General features: G+C 42.8%; 16 protein-coding genes. 15 read left to right on the plus strand and 1 reads right to left on the minus strand.

The window, feature by feature from the left end; genetic code table 11:
- The 13 genes from BKO01S_RS18795 to spoIID all read left to right on the plus strand — a co-directional run.
- Window positions 1–664 (plus strand): NADH-quinone oxidoreductase subunit C (locus BKO01S_RS18795; protein WP_198158849.1); only part of this gene is annotated, 664 nt, incomplete at its 5' end.
- Between the two features lie 3 nt (window positions 665–667).
- Complete coding sequence (locus BKO01S_RS18800) at window positions 668–1,768, plus strand: NADH-quinone oxidoreductase subunit D (protein WP_066057892.1); 1,101 nt, start codon at window positions 668–670, stop codon at window positions 1,766–1,768.
- Window positions 1,768–2,781, plus strand: coding sequence for an NADH-quinone oxidoreductase subunit NuoH (gene nuoH / locus BKO01S_RS18805; protein WP_066057895.1), 1,014 nt, complete (start codon window positions 1,768–1,770; stop codon window positions 2,779–2,781). Before BKO01S_RS18800 ends, nuoH begins: the two co-directional genes overlap by 1 nt.
- Window positions 2,782–2,940: 159 nt before the next feature.
- Window positions 2,941–3,360 (plus strand): NADH-quinone oxidoreductase subunit NuoI, encoded by a 420-nt coding sequence (gene nuoI / locus BKO01S_RS18810; protein ID WP_066057898.1) that lies wholly within the window; start codon window positions 2,941–2,943, stop codon window positions 3,358–3,360.
- Window positions 3,357–3,878 (plus strand): NADH-quinone oxidoreductase subunit J, encoded by a 522-nt coding sequence (locus BKO01S_RS18815; RefSeq protein WP_066057900.1) that lies wholly within the window; start codon window positions 3,357–3,359, stop codon window positions 3,876–3,878. The genes nuoI and BKO01S_RS18815 overlap by 4 nt, the downstream gene beginning before the upstream one ends.
- Window positions 3,875–4,189: an NADH-quinone oxidoreductase subunit NuoK gene (nuoK, locus tag BKO01S_RS18820; RefSeq protein WP_066057903.1), complete on the plus strand. Its 315-nt coding sequence runs from the start codon at window positions 3,875–3,877 to the stop codon at window positions 4,187–4,189. The genes BKO01S_RS18815 and nuoK overlap by 4 nt, the downstream gene beginning before the upstream one ends.
- Before the next feature lie 101 nt (window positions 4,190–4,290).
- Window positions 4,291–6,159 carry an NADH-quinone oxidoreductase subunit L gene (gene nuoL / locus BKO01S_RS18825; protein WP_066057905.1) on the plus strand — a complete coding sequence of 623 codons (1,869 nt, stop codon included), beginning with the start codon at window positions 4,291–4,293 and terminating at the stop codon, window positions 6,157–6,159.
- Window positions 6,156–7,652 (plus strand): complex I subunit 4 family protein, encoded by a 1,497-nt coding sequence (locus tag BKO01S_RS18830; protein ID WP_066057906.1) that lies wholly within the window; start codon window positions 6,156–6,158, stop codon window positions 7,650–7,652. Before nuoL ends, BKO01S_RS18830 begins: the two co-directional genes overlap by 4 nt.
- Before the next feature lie 6 nt (window positions 7,653–7,658).
- On the plus strand, window positions 7,659–9,176 hold the full coding sequence (nuoN, locus tag BKO01S_RS18835) for an NADH-quinone oxidoreductase subunit NuoN (RefSeq protein ID WP_066057909.1): 1,518 nt from the start codon (window positions 7,659–7,661) through the stop codon (window positions 9,174–9,176).
- Window positions 9,177–9,631: 455 nt separating this feature from the next.
- Window positions 9,632–9,877 (plus strand): DUF1146 family protein, encoded by a 246-nt coding sequence (locus BKO01S_RS18840; protein ID WP_066057912.1) that lies wholly within the window; start codon window positions 9,632–9,634, stop codon window positions 9,875–9,877.
- A 165-nt stretch (window positions 9,878–10,042) separates the two neighbouring features.
- Window positions 10,043–10,786 carry a YwmB family TATA-box binding protein gene (locus BKO01S_RS18845; protein ID WP_066057915.1) on the plus strand — a complete coding sequence of 248 codons (744 nt, stop codon included), beginning with the start codon at window positions 10,043–10,045 and terminating at the stop codon, window positions 10,784–10,786.
- Window positions 10,787–10,818: 32 nt separating this feature from the next.
- Window positions 10,819–12,126, plus strand: a complete 1,308-nt coding sequence (gene murA, locus BKO01S_RS18850) for a UDP-N-acetylglucosamine 1-carboxyvinyltransferase (protein ID WP_066057918.1) — start codon at window positions 10,819–10,821, stop codon at window positions 12,124–12,126.
- Window positions 12,127–12,349: 223 nt separating this feature from the next.
- Window positions 12,350–13,372, plus strand: coding sequence for a stage II sporulation protein D (gene spoIID, locus BKO01S_RS18855; RefSeq protein WP_066058055.1), 1,023 nt, complete (start codon window positions 12,350–12,352; stop codon window positions 13,370–13,372).
- Window positions 13,373–13,392: 20 nt separating this feature from the next.
- Here spoIID and BKO01S_RS18860 read toward each other — a convergent pair whose 3' ends face one another.
- Entirely contained in the window at window positions 13,393–13,767 is a 375-nt protein-coding gene (locus BKO01S_RS18860; RefSeq protein WP_066057922.1) for a VanZ family protein, read from the minus strand.
- Between the two features lie 123 nt (window positions 13,768–13,890).
- Between BKO01S_RS18860 and spoIIQ the strand changes: the two genes are divergently transcribed.
- A complete protein-coding gene (gene spoIIQ, locus BKO01S_RS18865; protein WP_066057923.1) occupies window positions 13,891–14,796 on the plus strand; it encodes a stage II sporulation protein SpoIIQ in 906 nt (301 codons plus the stop codon).
- 204 nt (window positions 14,797–15,000) lie between these two features.
- Entirely contained in the window at window positions 15,001–16,608 is a 1,608-nt protein-coding gene (locus tag BKO01S_RS18870; protein ID WP_066057926.1) for a gamma-glutamyltransferase family protein, read from the plus strand.
- The last annotated feature ends 11 nt before the right edge of the window (window positions 16,609–16,619 follow it).

Here is a 16,619-nt window from a genome sequence, read left to right on the forward strand (position 1 = left end):
CGCCGCTGCGAAGGCCAAGGCAGCAGCAGCTGCCAAAGCGAAAGCAGCAGCACAAGGTGGAGCCGCTGGAGACGATGAAAAAGCAAAGGCCATTACAGTCGCGAAAGCGAAAGCAGCCGCTGCAGCCGCTGCTAGAGCCAAAGTCAAGCCTGCTGAGGAAGAAGCTCCTGAAGAACTGGTACCTTCACCAAACCAACCGTATTTAGATAAATACGTGAAGGTTATTGAAGAGCATCTTGGCAAGGAAGTATTGGAAGATTTCTATATTAATAATCTGTCGAAGGACGTACCAACTTTGGTAGCAAAGCCGGAAACTTATTATAAAGTTGCCGAGTTCCTTCGCTATAATGAGCAGCTTGGCTTCAATTATTTATCAGAGTTTCATGGGGGAGATTTTGAGACACACATGGAAGTGTATGTTCATCTCTACTCATATAAAAATAGGCAATCCGTTGCGTTAAAGGTGAAGATTGACCGCGAGAAACCTGAGGTAGAGTCGCTTTCGAAGCTTTGGGCAGGTGCAAACTGGCCTGAGTGTGAAGCATATGACTTACTTGGAATTCAATTTAAAAATCACCCGCACTTATATCGAATTATGCTCGGTGATGATTGGATTGGTCACCCTCTACGCAAAGACTATGAACCATACGATGTGGAGGTGTAACGAGTGCTTCGAACGGAAGAAATGCTATTAAACGTAGGGCCTCAGCATCCTAGTACGCATGGTGTGTTCCGACTGGTGTTAAAAATTGATGGAGAAATCATCAAGGAAGCGAAGCCGGTTATTGGATATTTACATCGCGGGACGGAAAAGTTAGCTGAGAATCTACAATACACTCAAATCATTCCTTACACAGACAGACTCGATTATTTAGCAGCGATGACAAACAACTATGTGCTCTGTCATGCAGTTGAAACGATGATGGATTTAAAGATACCGGAGCGAGCGGAATACCTGCGAGTAATCGCGATGGAGCTTGGTCGTGTTGCGAGTCATCTTGTTTGGTGGGGTACATATTTACTCGATATTGGAGCGGTCAGCCCATTTCTTTACGCGTTCCGTGAGCGTGAAATGATTATTAATATGTTAAATGAATTATCGGGTGCCCGTCTTACTTTTAACTACATGCGTGTAGGAGGAGTAAAGTGGGATGCACCTGAGGGTTGGATTGAAAAAGTGGGCGAGTTTATCCCATATATGCGTGAGCAGTTAAAAGGCTACCATGACCTCGTAACGGGGAATGAAATCTTCATGAACCGGGTAAAGGGTGTGGGTCGCTACACGAAAGAGGATGCACTTAACTACTCGCTAAGTGGAGCGAACCTGAGATGTACGGGAGTCAAATGGGATCTTCGTAAAGATGAGCCGTATTCAATTTACGACCGATTTGACTTTGATGTTCCTGTTCAAGAGGGTGGAGACGCGTGGGCAAGATACCATGTTCGTCTAGGAGAACTCGAGGAATCTTTGAAAATTTTAGAACAAGCGGTTGAGCAATTCCCAAAAGAGGGAGAAATTCTTGCTAAAGTTCCTAAGATTATCAAAGCACCAAAGGGAGAGGCATACGTTCGTATTGAGTCTCCTCGTGGTGAAATCGGCTGCTATATTGCCAGTGATGGAAAAAAAGAGCCGTATCGTTTGAAGTTTAGAAGACCTTCTTTTTACAATTTGCAAATCCTTCCGAAGCTATTGGAGGGAGAGAATATAGCAAACTTAATCGCAATTTTAGGTGCAATTGATATTGTCCTAGGGGAGGTTGATGGCTAATGGTAGAGGGACTGCTGCAATCACAACCGGGACTCTTAAACTTTGGGATTTTCTTTTTACTAGCAACGGTTCTATTATTAGTTGTTTTGGGATTCGTTACGTATGCAATCTTAGCAGAAAGAAAAGTCATGGGTTTTATGCAACTACGTCAAGGACCGAATCAGGTCGGCGGGCGCTGGGGACTTTTACAAACGGTAGCCGACGTATTAAAGCTTCTATTAAAGGAAGATACGATTCCGAAGCTTGCTGACCGTCCGCTCTTTATCCTAGCACCGGTTATTGCGTTTGCTCCAGCATTCATGGTACTGGCTACGATTCCGTTAACCGATCATCTACAATTTGCCGATATTGGTGTTGGACTGTTGTACTATATCGCTATTTCTGGTTTAACAACCATTGGAGTAGTAACGGGAGGATGGGCATCCAATAATAAGTACGCGTTGCTTGGTGGAATGCGTGCCGCTGCCCAAATGATTTCCTACGAAATACCGCTCGTTATGTCAGTCATTGGGGTTATCCTTTTTGCAGGAAGCCTGAATTTAAACGATATCGTCGCCGCTCAGGGTGAGCAAGGGTGGTTTATTCTTTGGCAGCCGATCGCATTTCTTGTCTTTATGATAGCATCCGTTGCTGAATTAAACCGTACACCATTTGACTTACCAGAAGCAGAATCTGAACTAGTAGCCGGATTCCACGTCGAGTACTCGGGCTTCCGTTGGGCATTTTTCATGCTTGCCGAATATGTATATCTATTCGCAATGGCATCACTAACAACGGTACTATTTTTAGGAGGCTGGCTACCACCGTTCGACTTCTTAGGATTCATCCCAGGAGCCGTATGGTTCGCCCTAAAATTCAGCGTCGTCATCTTCTTCCTAGTCTGGATCCGCGTCACATTCCCACGTCTAAGAGCGGACCAACTAATGGAATTCGGATGGAAGGTACTATTACCAGTCGCATTAGCGAATATTTTCTTAACAGCACTTGTAAAAGAATTGTTGAAGCTTTTTTAAAAGAATCTGTTAAGTCAAAGTGGATTTTACACACGGTTGATTGGAGCGGAAGGCGCTTGACCCATGGGGGATCACCAAACGCCCCCCGGAAAGCAAGCGCCTGGAGCGGAAATCAACACCATGTTTAACAGAGCCTACTACTAGAGAGGGTGAGTCAACGTGCTTGGATTAGCAAAAGGGTTAGCCTACACACTCAAAAACTTAACGCGAGAAAAAGTAACCTACGATTATCCAAATGAGCCGCTGCCACTTCCGGATCGGTTCCGTGGGATACAGAAGTTTTACCCCGAAAAATGTATCGTTTGCAATCAATGTGCAGCCATCTGCCCAACCGACTGCATTCAACTAACGGGCAAAAAACACCCTGACCCAACCAAAAAAGGAAAAATTATAGATACCTATGATATCAACTTCGAAATCTGTATCCTATGTGACCTTTGTACGGAGGTATGTCCGACAGAAGCCATCATTATGACCAATAATTTTGAACTCGCGGAATATAGCCGTGATGAGCTTTTTAAAAACCTAGAATGGTTAGATGAGAACGATGAAAATATTCGGAAGGTGAATAAAGCATGACAGTTACGGGTGAATTAATCGCATTTATGTCGCTAGCGCTCGTTGCGGTCATTGGCGGCGTGCTGTTATTGAATTTGACAAAGGTCGTTCATATGATCGTGGCTCTTGTGTTCACCTTTGTGAGCATTGCGGGGATTTACGTCATGCTCTCTGCTGAATTTGTGGCAGCAGTTCAGATTTTGATCTACTCAGGCGCGATTACGATCATTATGTTATTCGGGATTATGCTTACCCGTCATAATGATACGAGCGAGCCGGAGGAGGGCTGGATTCGAAAGACTCTTCTCTTTATCGGTGTTCTTGGTTTTGCGGTTGTAATGTATATCGGGGTGTATGATTTAGACCTGGCCTCTGTACCGAACAACCTTCATGAGAATAATACCGAGCAAATTGGGGTGGCACTTTACTCAAAATTTGTCATTCCCTTTGAAATCACATCTGTCATCTTGTTAGTTGCACTAATCGGAGCCATTGTATTAGCGAAAAAAGATGATGAAAAGGAGGCGAATAAGGAATGAGCTCAGTTCCCGTTTCAGCCTACCTCACGCTTGCGTTAATCTTGTTTTGTATCGGATTGTACGGAGCATTAACGAAGCGCAATACGGTTATCGTATTAATTTCAATTGAATTAATGCTAAACGCAGTCAATATTAATTTAGTTGCCTTCAGTAAGTATGGGGCGAACCCAGGAATTACTGGTCAAGTGTTTGCGTTATTCTCGATCGCTGTGGCAGCAGCGGAAGCAGCCGTTGGGCTGGCGATTTTAATTGCACTTTACCGCAACCGGAAAACAGTTAATATTGATGAAATGAACACATTAAAGCACTAGATAAAAAATTATGACTCGCTTATTTACAGCGGGCCTCAATCAAACGCACAAAGTAAGGTCAAATAAGAACCGGTGTGCGTTCTAAAAAGGGGATTGTGATATTGATGGAAAATGCATGGATCATACCGCTTTTCCCGCTACTATCATTTTTGTTCCTTCTTCTGTTCGGAAAAAAGCTAAAGGAAAACAGCGCCTTTGTCGGTATTTTGCTAGTGGGTATCTCGTTTGTGTACTCGCTCATCGTCTTATTTGAGCGATTCTCACAACCGACCTATAAAGCAGAGGGCACATGGCTTTCGATCGGAGATGTTCAACTAACAGCGGGTTTTGAAGTAAACCAGTTAAATGCGCTAATGCTCGTTATCGTATCTCTTGTTAGTTTGCTTGTACATACGTATTCAAAGGGATATATGCATGACGATGAACGCTTTCATGTGTTTTATGCGTATTTAGGATTATTTACGTTTGCGATGCTTGGTTTAGTTTTATCACCCAATTTATTACAAACATATATTTTCTGGGAATTAGTCGGGGTAGGTTCCTTCCTATTAATCGGATTCTACTTTTATAAGGAAGATGCCAAAAAAGCTGCAAAAAAGGCTTTTATCATGACCCGTATAGGGGATGTTGGCCTTTTTATCGGGATGATCCTATTATTCTGGCAGGTAGGTAGCTTTGAATATGATGAGATTTTTGCTGCGGTAGAGACTGGTTCCATTTCTACAGGCATGATCACATTGACGGCGATCCTTATCTTTATTGGTGCAGTTGGAAAATCAGGTCAGTTTCCGCTTCACACATGGTTACCGGATGCGATGGAAGGTCCGACACCTGTGTCAGCACTAATCCACGCAGCAACGATGGTTGCTGCCGGGGTATATTTAGTAGCTGCTTTGTTCCCGCTTTTCACAGCAAGTGAAACAGCCTTAATGACCGTAGCTGTAATTGGGGCAATTACCGCCATTTTTGCTGCCAGCATTGGTCTAGTTCAAACTGATATTAAACGGATATTGGCTTACTCTACGGTTTCACAGCTTGGCTATATGATGTTAGCTCTTGGATCTGCTGGATATGTGGCAGGGGTGTTCCACCTCATGACACACGCATTTTTCAAAGCCTTGCTGTTCTTGGCAGCAGGTAGTGTCATCCATGCCGTTCATACGCAAAACATTGAAGAGATGGGTGGCTTATGGAAAAAGCTTCGTGTCACTGGTCCGTTATTCTTAGTTGGAACCTTGGCGATTAGTGGGGTTCCTTTATTCTCAGGCTTCTTCAGTAAAGATGAAATCTTAATTTCTGCTTGGGTTCACGGAAATATAGCATTATTCTGGTTAGCGGTTATCGCAGCCTTCTTTACCGCTTTTTATATGTTCCGTTTGTTCTTCCTCGTCTTTACCGGTGAGGCTAGAAAAGAAATCAGGAATGTTCATGAATCTCCTTCAGTCATGACACTGCCAATGGTGGTGCTTGGCGTACTGGCTGTTGTAGCTGGTTATGTGAACACGCCATGGTTTGGGACATTTTTAGGAGATTGGTTAGTAGAGGGGAATGAAGCGCTTGGTCATGGTCACGTGGAAGGTCCAGCATGGATCATGATTGTGGCAACCCTCGTATCACTTGCGGGGATTTTCCTTGCGTATCTCATGTATGGGAAAAAGTCTCTATCACGGGATTGGCTATCCAGCCGTGCACCAGTAACGTACAGTGTGTTATACAATAAGTACTTTATTGATGAGTTTTATGAGTTAACGATTGTGAACATAACCAAGTTCTTTAGCTTGTTCCTCAAGTATATTGAAGTGTTTATTGTGGAAGGAATTATCAAGCTGGTCGTGGAAGTTGTTCAAACGTTTGGAAAAACTGGTTCACGCGTGCATAATGGTCAGGTCCAAATGTACGGTACCGTAGCCTTCGTTGGCTTAGCTGTATTATTTGTCATTTTTGCTGTAACAGGGGGGTACTTCGGATGAATTTGATGTTAGCACTCATCGTGTTTTCCCCGTTACTTGGGATTCTCGTTTTATCATTGATGCCAAAAATGCAGGAGAGTTCCATTAAGTTGGTCGGGATTCTTGCTACCCTTCCAGCATTGGTTCTTTCATTGGCAGTGTTTTCTCAATATAAAAATGGAACGGAGCTATTTGCGTATAATCTCAAATGGGACTGGATCCACTTTGGAATGAGTGAAGGAGTATTTGAAATCCCTTTTGAACTTGGGGTGGATGGCTTTTCCCTCATCATGGTTGTTTTAACAAGCATTCTTTCGGTGCTGGCTGCCATTGCTTCACTTCATATTAAAAAAGAGTGGAAGGGTTACTTCATGCTATTCCTTCTTCTTGAAGTAGGAATGCTTGGCGTATTCGTTGCAGAAAACCTTATTCTGTTCTTCTTATTTTTTGAAATCACACTCATTCCGATGTTCTTTTTAATCGGAAAATGGGGCTTTCATGAAAAAGAAAAAGCGGCTTATAGCTTCCTTATTTATAATGGACTTGGTTCAGCGGTTCTGTTGATCGTGATTATGGTGTTGTTCGCTCGTACAGGAACATCTAATATCGATGTCTTGCAGCAATTGCTTACGGCGGATGCAGGTCATGCAAGGATCACAGATAACGTAAAAATGGGGTTATTACTAGCATTATTAGTTGCATTCGGGGTAAAGCTACCAATTTTTCCGTTACATACTTGGATGCTTCGCGTGCACGTTCAAGCACCACCGTCAATCGTAATGCTACACTCAGGAATTCTTTTGAAAATTGGGGCATACGGGTTAATTCGCTTTGGGATGGGGATTTTCCCAGAACAATTCACCTCGATCGCATGGTTGCTTGCGACATTAGGTGTCGTGAACTTGCTGTATGGCGCGTTCCTTGCACTGATTCAAAAGGATTTCAAAATGGTGCTGGCATACTCTTCGATTTCTCATATGGGAATTGTGTTAATCGGAGTGGGTGCTCTTAATGAAGCTGGTATTCAAGGAGCGATCTTCCAAGTCGTTTCTCACGGATTGATTTCTGCATTATTGTTCTTTCTAGTGGGAATCTTTTACGAGCGTTTCCATACGTCTGAGATTACGAAGCTTGGTGGAATGGCGAAGGGAATGCCAATTACGGCTGGGTTTTTACTGGCTGGGGCAATGGCTTCACTTGGTCTACCTGGAATGAGTGGATTCGTTAGTGAGTTCATGGCATTTTTAGGATTATTTGATGCGATGCCAGTTCTTGCTGCTGTTGGCTGCTTGGGCATCATTTTAACAGCCGTCTACTTACTTCGAGCCGTGTTAGGAATGACGTTTGGAAAAGCACAGCGAGAATTCACAGGTGTATCGGATATTAGTTCATTTGAATGGGCGCCGGTTCTCGTTCTAGTCGCATTAATTGTGTTAATCGGTGTTTACCCAAGTGTACTGAGCGAGCCACTACAAGCCACACTTGAGACTATCATGCTTGGGTTAGGAGGGTGATGAAGGATGGATCTTGAACAAATGTTATCGTATCAATGGGCAATCATGACCCCGGAGTTCATCATCCTAGGTATAGCAACCATCCTATCTATTATGGATTTGTTTATGCCGAAAAACCAGGATCGAAAAATTCTTGGCTGGATTGCGTTCACAGCCATTATCGCAGCGTTTGTTTCTTTACTAGGATTAGTAGATTTAGAAGTAACAAGTATTCTATATGATACGTTTCGCTTAGATTCGTACGCAAAGGCATTCAAACTGTTACTGTTAATTGGTGCAGCACTCGTGATGCTGCTGGCGATCAGCTATGAGCCAAAGGAAGGGATGAAGGAATACAAGGGAGAGTTCTACTACTTGTTTTTAACCGCTTTGCTCGGAGCGATGGTGATGTCGTCGAGCGGAGATTTAATCACATTATTTGTTGGACTTGAACTGTTATCTCTTTCTTCCTATATATTAGCAGGGATTCGTAAAAAGCATCTTCCTTCCAATGAATCAGCGATGAAATATGTCATTAATGGGGGAATTTCAACAGCGGTCACATTGTTTGGATTAAGCTATGTGTTTGGATTAACAGGATCAACCAACTTAACAGAGATCACGGGTGTGTTATCAGCAAACTTTGATACACAGCAAATCTACTTGCTTGGGTTGTCCTTTTTACTAGTGTTTGTTGGTTTATCTTTTAAACTGGCATCTGTACCGTTTCACATGTGGGCACCAGATGTGTACCAAGGAGCTCCAACACCAGTTACAGCCTTTTTAAGTGTTGTATCAAAAACAGCTGGGTTTGTGATTTTGCTTCGTATCCTTTTGACTGTATACGGTGCGGCACCATCGGGTTCCAGTACCGCATCATATCCGATGTTGATTAAAATGCAGGATTATATCGCACTGCTTGCAGGAGCAACGATGATTATCGGGAACGTCATTGCATTACGTCAGCGCAATGTAAAGAGACTTTTCGCGTACTCAAGTATTGCGCATGCGGGTTACTTATTGGTAGCCATAGCGGCTTTATCAGCGTTCATGTTTGATGCGATGTGGTTTTACTTAGGGGCTTACTTGTTTATGAATCTTGGCGCGTTTGCCATTATTCAGCTGATCAGTGGAAAATCAGATAATGAAGATATTAGTGCATTTGCTGGCCTTTATAAGCGTTCGCCCATCTTGGCCGTCTCCATGGGAGTGTTCCTCTTATCGTTAGCAGGAATTCCAGGGACAGCAGGCTTCATCGGGAAGCTTAACATCTTTATGGGAACGTTCTATGTAGATCCAGCGCATTATGTGCTAGCCTCGGTCATGATCGCCACGACCGTCATTTCGTACTTCTACTATTTCGGCATTTTTACACAAATGTTCTTCCGACCAGCAGCATCCGACGAAAAAATCAAGCTACCAGCTGGAATCATCGTCGTGCTCGTCATAACGGTCGCAGCAACCATTGTGTTCGGTCTATTCCCGAATTTGGCGTTTGACTTCTTACACACGAGTTTCAACGGCTTTTCGGACATGTTTCAATAAGTAGTTTTGGGAGAAAGACTAGCAAGAGTTGGGGGACTTTTGCTAGTTACACACGGTAAAATGGGTTTTAATAGAGTGAGAAAGAAGAGGGTTGGGGAACCCTCTTCTTTTTTTATAACCTTTGGGGTTCTCGTAATGTCATAAAAAGAGTTTTATGACATGTTTGATGAGAAATTTCAGGTGATAGGTCATAAAGATCGATTTATGACATAAAAAAGGAAAATAATGAAACATAATGGTCATAAACAAGGTTTTATGACGCTTAACGGTGGTACTAAAGCTTGTATTCGTCATAAAACCTGAAACCTCAAAAATCTTCTTAACAAAAACGAAACTTTTCCCCACCCTTATTCGTCAATAATGAGGTATGTAGGTTCTGTTTTCGTTGCAAAAATGATACAATGAAAGGTAGGCTTGCCTATAGACCGTTTGTACAAGGGAGAGAAGAAGTACCGATGATCGCAGAATTTGGACATCAAGCGTTGATTAGCATTTTGTCGCATTTGTTTTTTATTGCACTTGCCTGGTGGGCGCTTCAATCAATTAACTACGAAAAACTGCTAAGAGGGAGCCATGTATTTCAAGCACGGGTGTTGTTTATATTTTTATCCATTGTGATTGGTTCTACTGTTAGTAACTTTTTCCTGGATTACCTGCTTTGGTCGCAACAACTACCACTACTCTTCCAAATGATTATGTAAAAATATAGGTCTTCTGACATTTTTATTCGCAACTAAATTTAAGTAAAATTCTCTTTGTGTGAAACTGCACAAAATCTTACATAAGACTTGTCAAAAAGTGACGACAATTCCCACGTATGACCTTGAGCTACCTGGTAACAATGGTAGTAAGGGGAGGGATTGTAGATGAAAAAACTTTCTTATGTCTTATTAATTTGCTTAACAGGTTTTGCCATTATAAACTTTGGGAATAAAACGATAGTAGCGGAAGAACAGCTTGACTTACTTACGATTGCAACTATCGTAGAAGGGGAACAAATTCCCATCACTGAATGGTCTCTACATGCAAGAGAAAAAATGGACCATTTAACAAGTCTTGAGGACGTAAAGGGGTTCGGTGAGGACCTGCAAAAAAAATTTCCTGAATGGTCATGGAATGTGAATTCTAAAGCGAATATGTGGGAAGCTACAGGTATTAGTACCACTGACCATGGTCCAAAGGAAAAAATCCAAGTATTAACAACCCTCACAAATCAGCATCCTCAAACGTATATCATTTATGAGGTGAATGACGAGAAATTTTCGCAACAAACCACACAATTTCTTGAAAAAGAACTACCATTGCAGCTCTCTGACATATTTCGAGGGAAACCAACAATTTTCTCTTGTATAAAAGGCGAATTCAGTGATAAGATGAATACGTCTTTGCCTGATACTGTCAATCAATTGCTTACGCAGTTTAAGGCAGAAGAGATCGAATCATTAGACGAAAATAATTTTGTATCCACATCGGCTTATTCGCCTATGTTGTCAGGAACCTTAACAAGCAAAGAGAAAGAAATGAATCTACAAGTAGGACTTAGAACGCAAGGATTGGGCGCAAAGACTACCCTAGTAGTTGGCACACCAATCATTACGATTGAATATTAATATAGAGAAAATGGACGCGGAGGGGAATACACTTGGAAAAAATCATCGTCCGCGGCGGAAGAAGGCTTAGTGGCTCAGTTAAAGTAGAAGGCGCTAAAAATGCAGTTTTGCCTGTGATCGCCGCAACATTATTAGCAAGTGATGGAAAATGCGTAATTAAAGATGTGCCGACTCTCTCCGATGTATATACAATTAATGAAGTGTTACGCTATTTAAATGCCAATGTTGTATTTAAAGATAACACTGTCACTGTTGATGCATCTGGAGTATTAAAAGAAGAAGCACCATTTGAATATGTGAGAAAAATGAGAGCATCTGTACTAGTAATGGGTTCATTACTAGCTCGAAATGGCCGTGCACGAGTTGCATTGCCTGGTGGCTGTGCAATTGGTTCACGTCCAATTGACCAGCATTTAAAAGGCTTCGAAGCGATGGGTGCTAAGGTAAAAGTTGGAAACGGTTTTATCGAAGCCGAAGCTCCAGAAGGCCGCTTACATGGCGCAAAGATTTATCTAGATTTCCCAAGTGTCGGTGCTACAGAAAATATTATGATGGCCGCGACACTAGCGAATGGTACAACAGTAATGGAAAACTGTGCGAAAGAGCCAGAAATTGTGGACTTAGCTAATTTCCTAAACAAAATGGGTGCCAAAGTAAGAGGAGCAGGAACAGGTACGATCCGCATTGAAGGTGTAGACGTTCTATTTGGTTGCGAGCATCATATTATTCCTGACCGTATTGAAGCTGGAACATTTATGGTTGCTTCCGCTATTACTGGTGGAAACGTGCTAGTAAGAGGAGCCGTTCCAGAGCATTTAACTTCACTTATTGCGAAAATGGAAGAAATGGGCGTAATTATCGAAGAAGAAGCTGATGGCCTACGTGTTATTGGACCAGAAAAGCTGAAAGCCGTTGATATTAAAACAATGCCACATCCAGGATTCCCAACAGATATGCAATCACAAATGATGGCATTACTTCTTCACGCAAAAGGAACTAGTATGATTACCGAAACGGTATTTGAAAACCGCTTTATGCATGTAGAAGAATTCCGTCGAATGAATGCTGATATTAAAATTGAAGGCCGTTCAGTGATTATGAATGGACCATCTAACCTGCAAGGAGCAGAAGTTGCTGCAACTGATTTACGTGCGGCTGCTGCGCTCGTTTTAACAGGATTAGTCGCTGATGGCGTGACTCGTGTGACAGAGCTTAAGCATTTAGATCGAGGATATGTTGACTTCCATCAGAAGCTAGCATCCATTGGTGCAGATATTGAGCGTGTGTCAGAAGCCGTTGAAACGATTGAAGAAACTTACGTTAGAGATATGAATGCTTAAATAAATGTATATTCATAAAAGTAAACCGTAGAAGTATTCCATACTCTGCGGTTTTTTACATTTTCATTACGTGAAATATTACCACCTAGAATATTGTGATGCTTCATAGACGTTTTTATTCATGAACAAAGAAAAAGTCATATTTGCTTGTCCAAGTCCATATGTATGAATGGAGACGGGACTACATATTCCTTGTTACCTAATGCGTACTGGAGGCACAAGCATAATGAAACTCAAACCATTTGTAATCGTATCCGCCATTCTATTCGTCGTCACACTCATGATTCCTACACTCGTCGTGCTCCCTTTTTCAGAGGGTAAGGTAAGTGGTAAACTTGGAGAGGAAACCGCAAAAGAGACCGTAGCTGAAGCACAACCAACGGGTCCTGCCGTAGAGGTGGCTGTCTATCGTACGGCGTCAGAATCGGTTGAGACACTCGAATTAGACAACTATGTAACAGGCGTTGTGGCATCTGAAATGCCCGCCTCATTTGAGCTTGAAGCATTAAAGGCACAAGCCCTTACAGCAAGAACATATATCGTTAGACAAATGATCAGCTCGGAAAAGCTTGAGGTACCTGACGGTGCAATCGTGACGGACACGGTACAGCACCAAGTCTTTAAGAATGAAGAAGAGCTTCGGGAAATTTGGGGCAAGGATTACTCCTGGAAAATAGAGAAGATCCGTAAAGCAGTTAAGGAAACGAGCGGACAGATCCTAACCTATGAGGGGACGCCAATTGACGCGACCTTCTTTTCAACAAGCAACGGATATACTGAAAATGCCGAAGCGGTTTGGCAAGGTGCTCTTCCTTATTTAAAAAGCGTCGAAAGCCCTTGGGACGTTCAATCCAAGGAATTTAACGGACAAAAGGTGGTATCCGTTTCTGACTTTGAACGCCTATTAGGTGTGAAGATTGGTTCAAGTAATACGATCGGAAAAGTCATTGAACGAACATCAAGTAACCGTGTTGGCAAAGTGGACTTTAGTGGCAAGGTATTAACAGGGCAAGACATTCGTACCAAGCTAGAGTTAAAATCAACAGACTTTACGTGGGAGCGTAAGGGAGACCAAATCGTTATCAATACGAAGGGGTACGGTCATGGTGTTGGCATGAGCCAATACGGGGCAAACGGAATGGCGCAAGAAGGTAAATCATATGTGGATATCGTGAAGTATTATTACCAAGGAGCAGAAGTCGTATCATCAAATGACCTGCTAACGAAGATTACTGCCCAGAAATAAGCTAGAGCGACTGCTCTAGCTTATTTTTTTTTCAAAAAGTAAAAACGGTTGACGAAATATGAAGCGACCGTAACACCTATGACGTCCTTCACAAGGTCAATCCACGTGGCTGAGCGGTAAGGAACGAAGGACTGGTGGATTTCATCTAAAGCCCCGTACAGGCAGGCGAAGACCGCAAATACCAAGCTTGTCTTTTTGGTAAGCTGGCCATTTCCATATAAAGCTAGGGCGAATAAAAGGTATAGAATCCCAAACTCAACAAGGTGTAGGGACTCCTTAATGATTCGATCGAGGGATAAATCGGGCAGGGCAACGAATTCGTCAGCAGGAAAGCTCGATAGTGTCCAAATCAGCGTCATATATGCAATGGGAAGAGCCCAAAGGAACTTTTTCATAAAACATTCTCCTTACATGAATAATTGTAAAAGCTTTGTCGAAAAATAAGTCTAAAAATTTTTTTTATCACAAGGTATATATTTCTCTCACATTGTTCAAACTGATTGCTGAGGTGATGATAAATGAGAGAGGAAGAAAAGAAACGATCTTCTCAAGATTCAAATGTTAAGCGCTTTTTAAAGAAAAGATGGGCATTCCCAGCAATTTATCTAGGAAGCGCAGCGATCATTTTAACCGCGGTTTTATGGTATCAAAACAGTGCAACAGACTCAGACAAGTTTGGGTACAACAACGAGGCTACTGACGTTACAGACAAGAAGTTCAATGAGCCAGCTGTTGAAGTATCACGTACAATGGAAAACTTTGTAATGCCAGTGACAGATCCAAACAAGGTAGAAATTCAAAAGCAATTCTATGATAATAACGGCTCAGCAGAACAGCAAGAAGCAGCCCTAGTATTCTACGACAATTCATACCACCCAAACACAGGTATTGATATTGTTCAAAAAGATGGGGAAGCATTCGATGTTGTAGCAGCTCTTAGCGGAACCGTTACAAAAGTGGTTGATAACGATTCCCTACTTGGAAATGTCATCGAAATTGAGCATGACAAAGGAATTGTAACACAATATCAATCAGTTAGTGACATCAAAGTAAAAGTAGGCGATGAAGTAAAGCAAGGGAAATCAATCGCAACTGCTGGTGAAAGCTTAGTTAATGAAGAAGCTGGCCTTCACGTACACTTTGAAATTCGCAAAGAGGGTGTAGCTTTAAATCCAATTGACTACTTCCAAAAGCCTTTAAGTTCACTAAAAGATGTGAATGTGTCTGATATGGAAAACAGCGGAAAAGATGATCAAAATGCAGTAGAAGAAGAAGAGGAAGCAACGGATGACGAAGCAGAAAAGAAAGCTGCTGAAGAAGAAGATGCGGACAAGTCTTCTGATAAAGAAGGAACAGATTCTGGGAAAGAAAAAACTCCTGGAACGGAAGAAGGAACTGAAAGCACAGATAATTCTGATGCATAGGATATGAGGAAAACCCGCCCTGGTGCGGGTTTTTTTTGTTGTGGAGGAGAATCCTTGATAGTAACTGTCCGCCTGAAATGGACAAAATTGAAAATTTGTCCACGCGCGGTGACAGACACCCTAGTTATACTTCTCATTATTGGAAAAATTCAAAATTTATCGTATAATATTTCGAAAGACGAAGTTTAATAGGGGGAGTTTCATTTGTCATATCTTACATATCCGTATCGATCGCAGCGAATGGTAACCATTGCGAGAAATGGCATGGTGGCGACATCTCAGCCACTTGCTGCACAGGCAGGGCTTGATATGTTAAAAAAGGGCGGGAATGCCGTGGATGCCGCCATTGCTACAGCCGCATGCTTAACCGTTGTTGAACCAACGTCAAACGGCATTGGTGGTGATGCGTTTGCGCTTGTTTGGATAAAAGATAAGCTGTACGGCTTAAATGCAAGTGGACCTTCTCCACAAGGAATTTCAATCGAAAAAGTGAAAGAGCTTGGGCATGAAAAAATGCCTTCACACGGATGGATCCCTGTCACTGTACCTGGTGCTCCCTCTGCGTGGGCGGAGCTCTCCAAACGATTCGGACGTCTACCATTAACGGATGTATTACAGCCGGCGATTACTTACGCACGCGAGGGTTACCCCGTATCACCCACGCTCGGAAAGTACTGGGCAGGTGCTTATAAAGCCTATCAGAAACGCTTTCGTGATGACCCCCAATACACAGAATGGTTCCGTGTGTTTGCGCCAGACGGAAAGCCACCACAAATCGGAGAAATGTGGAAGTCTAAGGATCATGCGAATACGCTTCAGGAAATTGCCGAAACAAATGCCGAAAGCTTTTACCGAGGTCGACTAGCAGATGAAATCGACTCTGCTTCCAAGGCACAGGGTGGATTTTTACGAAAAGAAGACCTAGCAGCCTACAAAGCGGAGTGGGTGGATCCGATTAGCGTCAACTACCGCGGCTATGATGTATGGGAAATTCCGCCGAACGGTCAGGGCTTGGTCGCATTGATGGCACTAAATATTTTAAAAGGCTACGAGTTTTCTCATCGCGAAGATTTAACTGGATTGCATCTCCAATTAGAAGCCATGAAGCAGGCATTCACGGATGGGAAAACATATATTACTGACTCAACCACAATGAAGGCAAATGTATCAGATATGCTATCTGAGGGATTTGCTCAGCAGGCGCGTGAAAAGATCACAGACGAAGCACGCACTCCAGAACCAGGCTCTCTTCCCAAGGGAGGAACCGTCTATTTGGCAACAGCTGATGGGGAAGGGAATATGGTTTCTTTTATCCAAAGCAATTATATGGGCTTTGGCTCTGGGGTCGTTGTTCCAAACACGGGAATTGGACTGCAAAATCGCGGGCATGATTTTTCCCTGAATGAAGAAGATGAAAATGCTCTAGCACCTGGGAAAAAAACGTATCATACGATTATTCCTGGTTTTATTACAAAGGGTGGGGAGGCAGTCGGACCGTTTGGTGTCATGGGCGGGTATATGCAGCCACAAGGGCATGTTCAGGTAGCGATGAATATGATTGATTTTGACCTCAACCCACAAGCGGCTCTAGATGCTCCTAGATGGCAATGGATATCCGGGAAGAAGATTGAGGTGGAATATGACTTTCCAATTCATCTCGTTCAGGGGCTAGCGAGAAAAGGACATGAGGTGATTGTCGCTCATGATTCAGGCGGGTTTGGTCGTGGCCAGGTGATTGTTCGAAATCCAGAGACGGGCGTGCTATCGGGAGGTACGGAGAAGCGTACGGACGGCAGCATTGCTAGTTATTAAGGAGCACATCT

The sequence above is a fragment of the Robertmurraya korlensis NBRC 107688 genome (genome assembly GCF_001591645.1).
In the GTDB taxonomy this organism is placed as follows: Bacteria; Bacillota; Bacilli; order Bacillales; family Cytobacillaceae; genus Robertmurraya_A.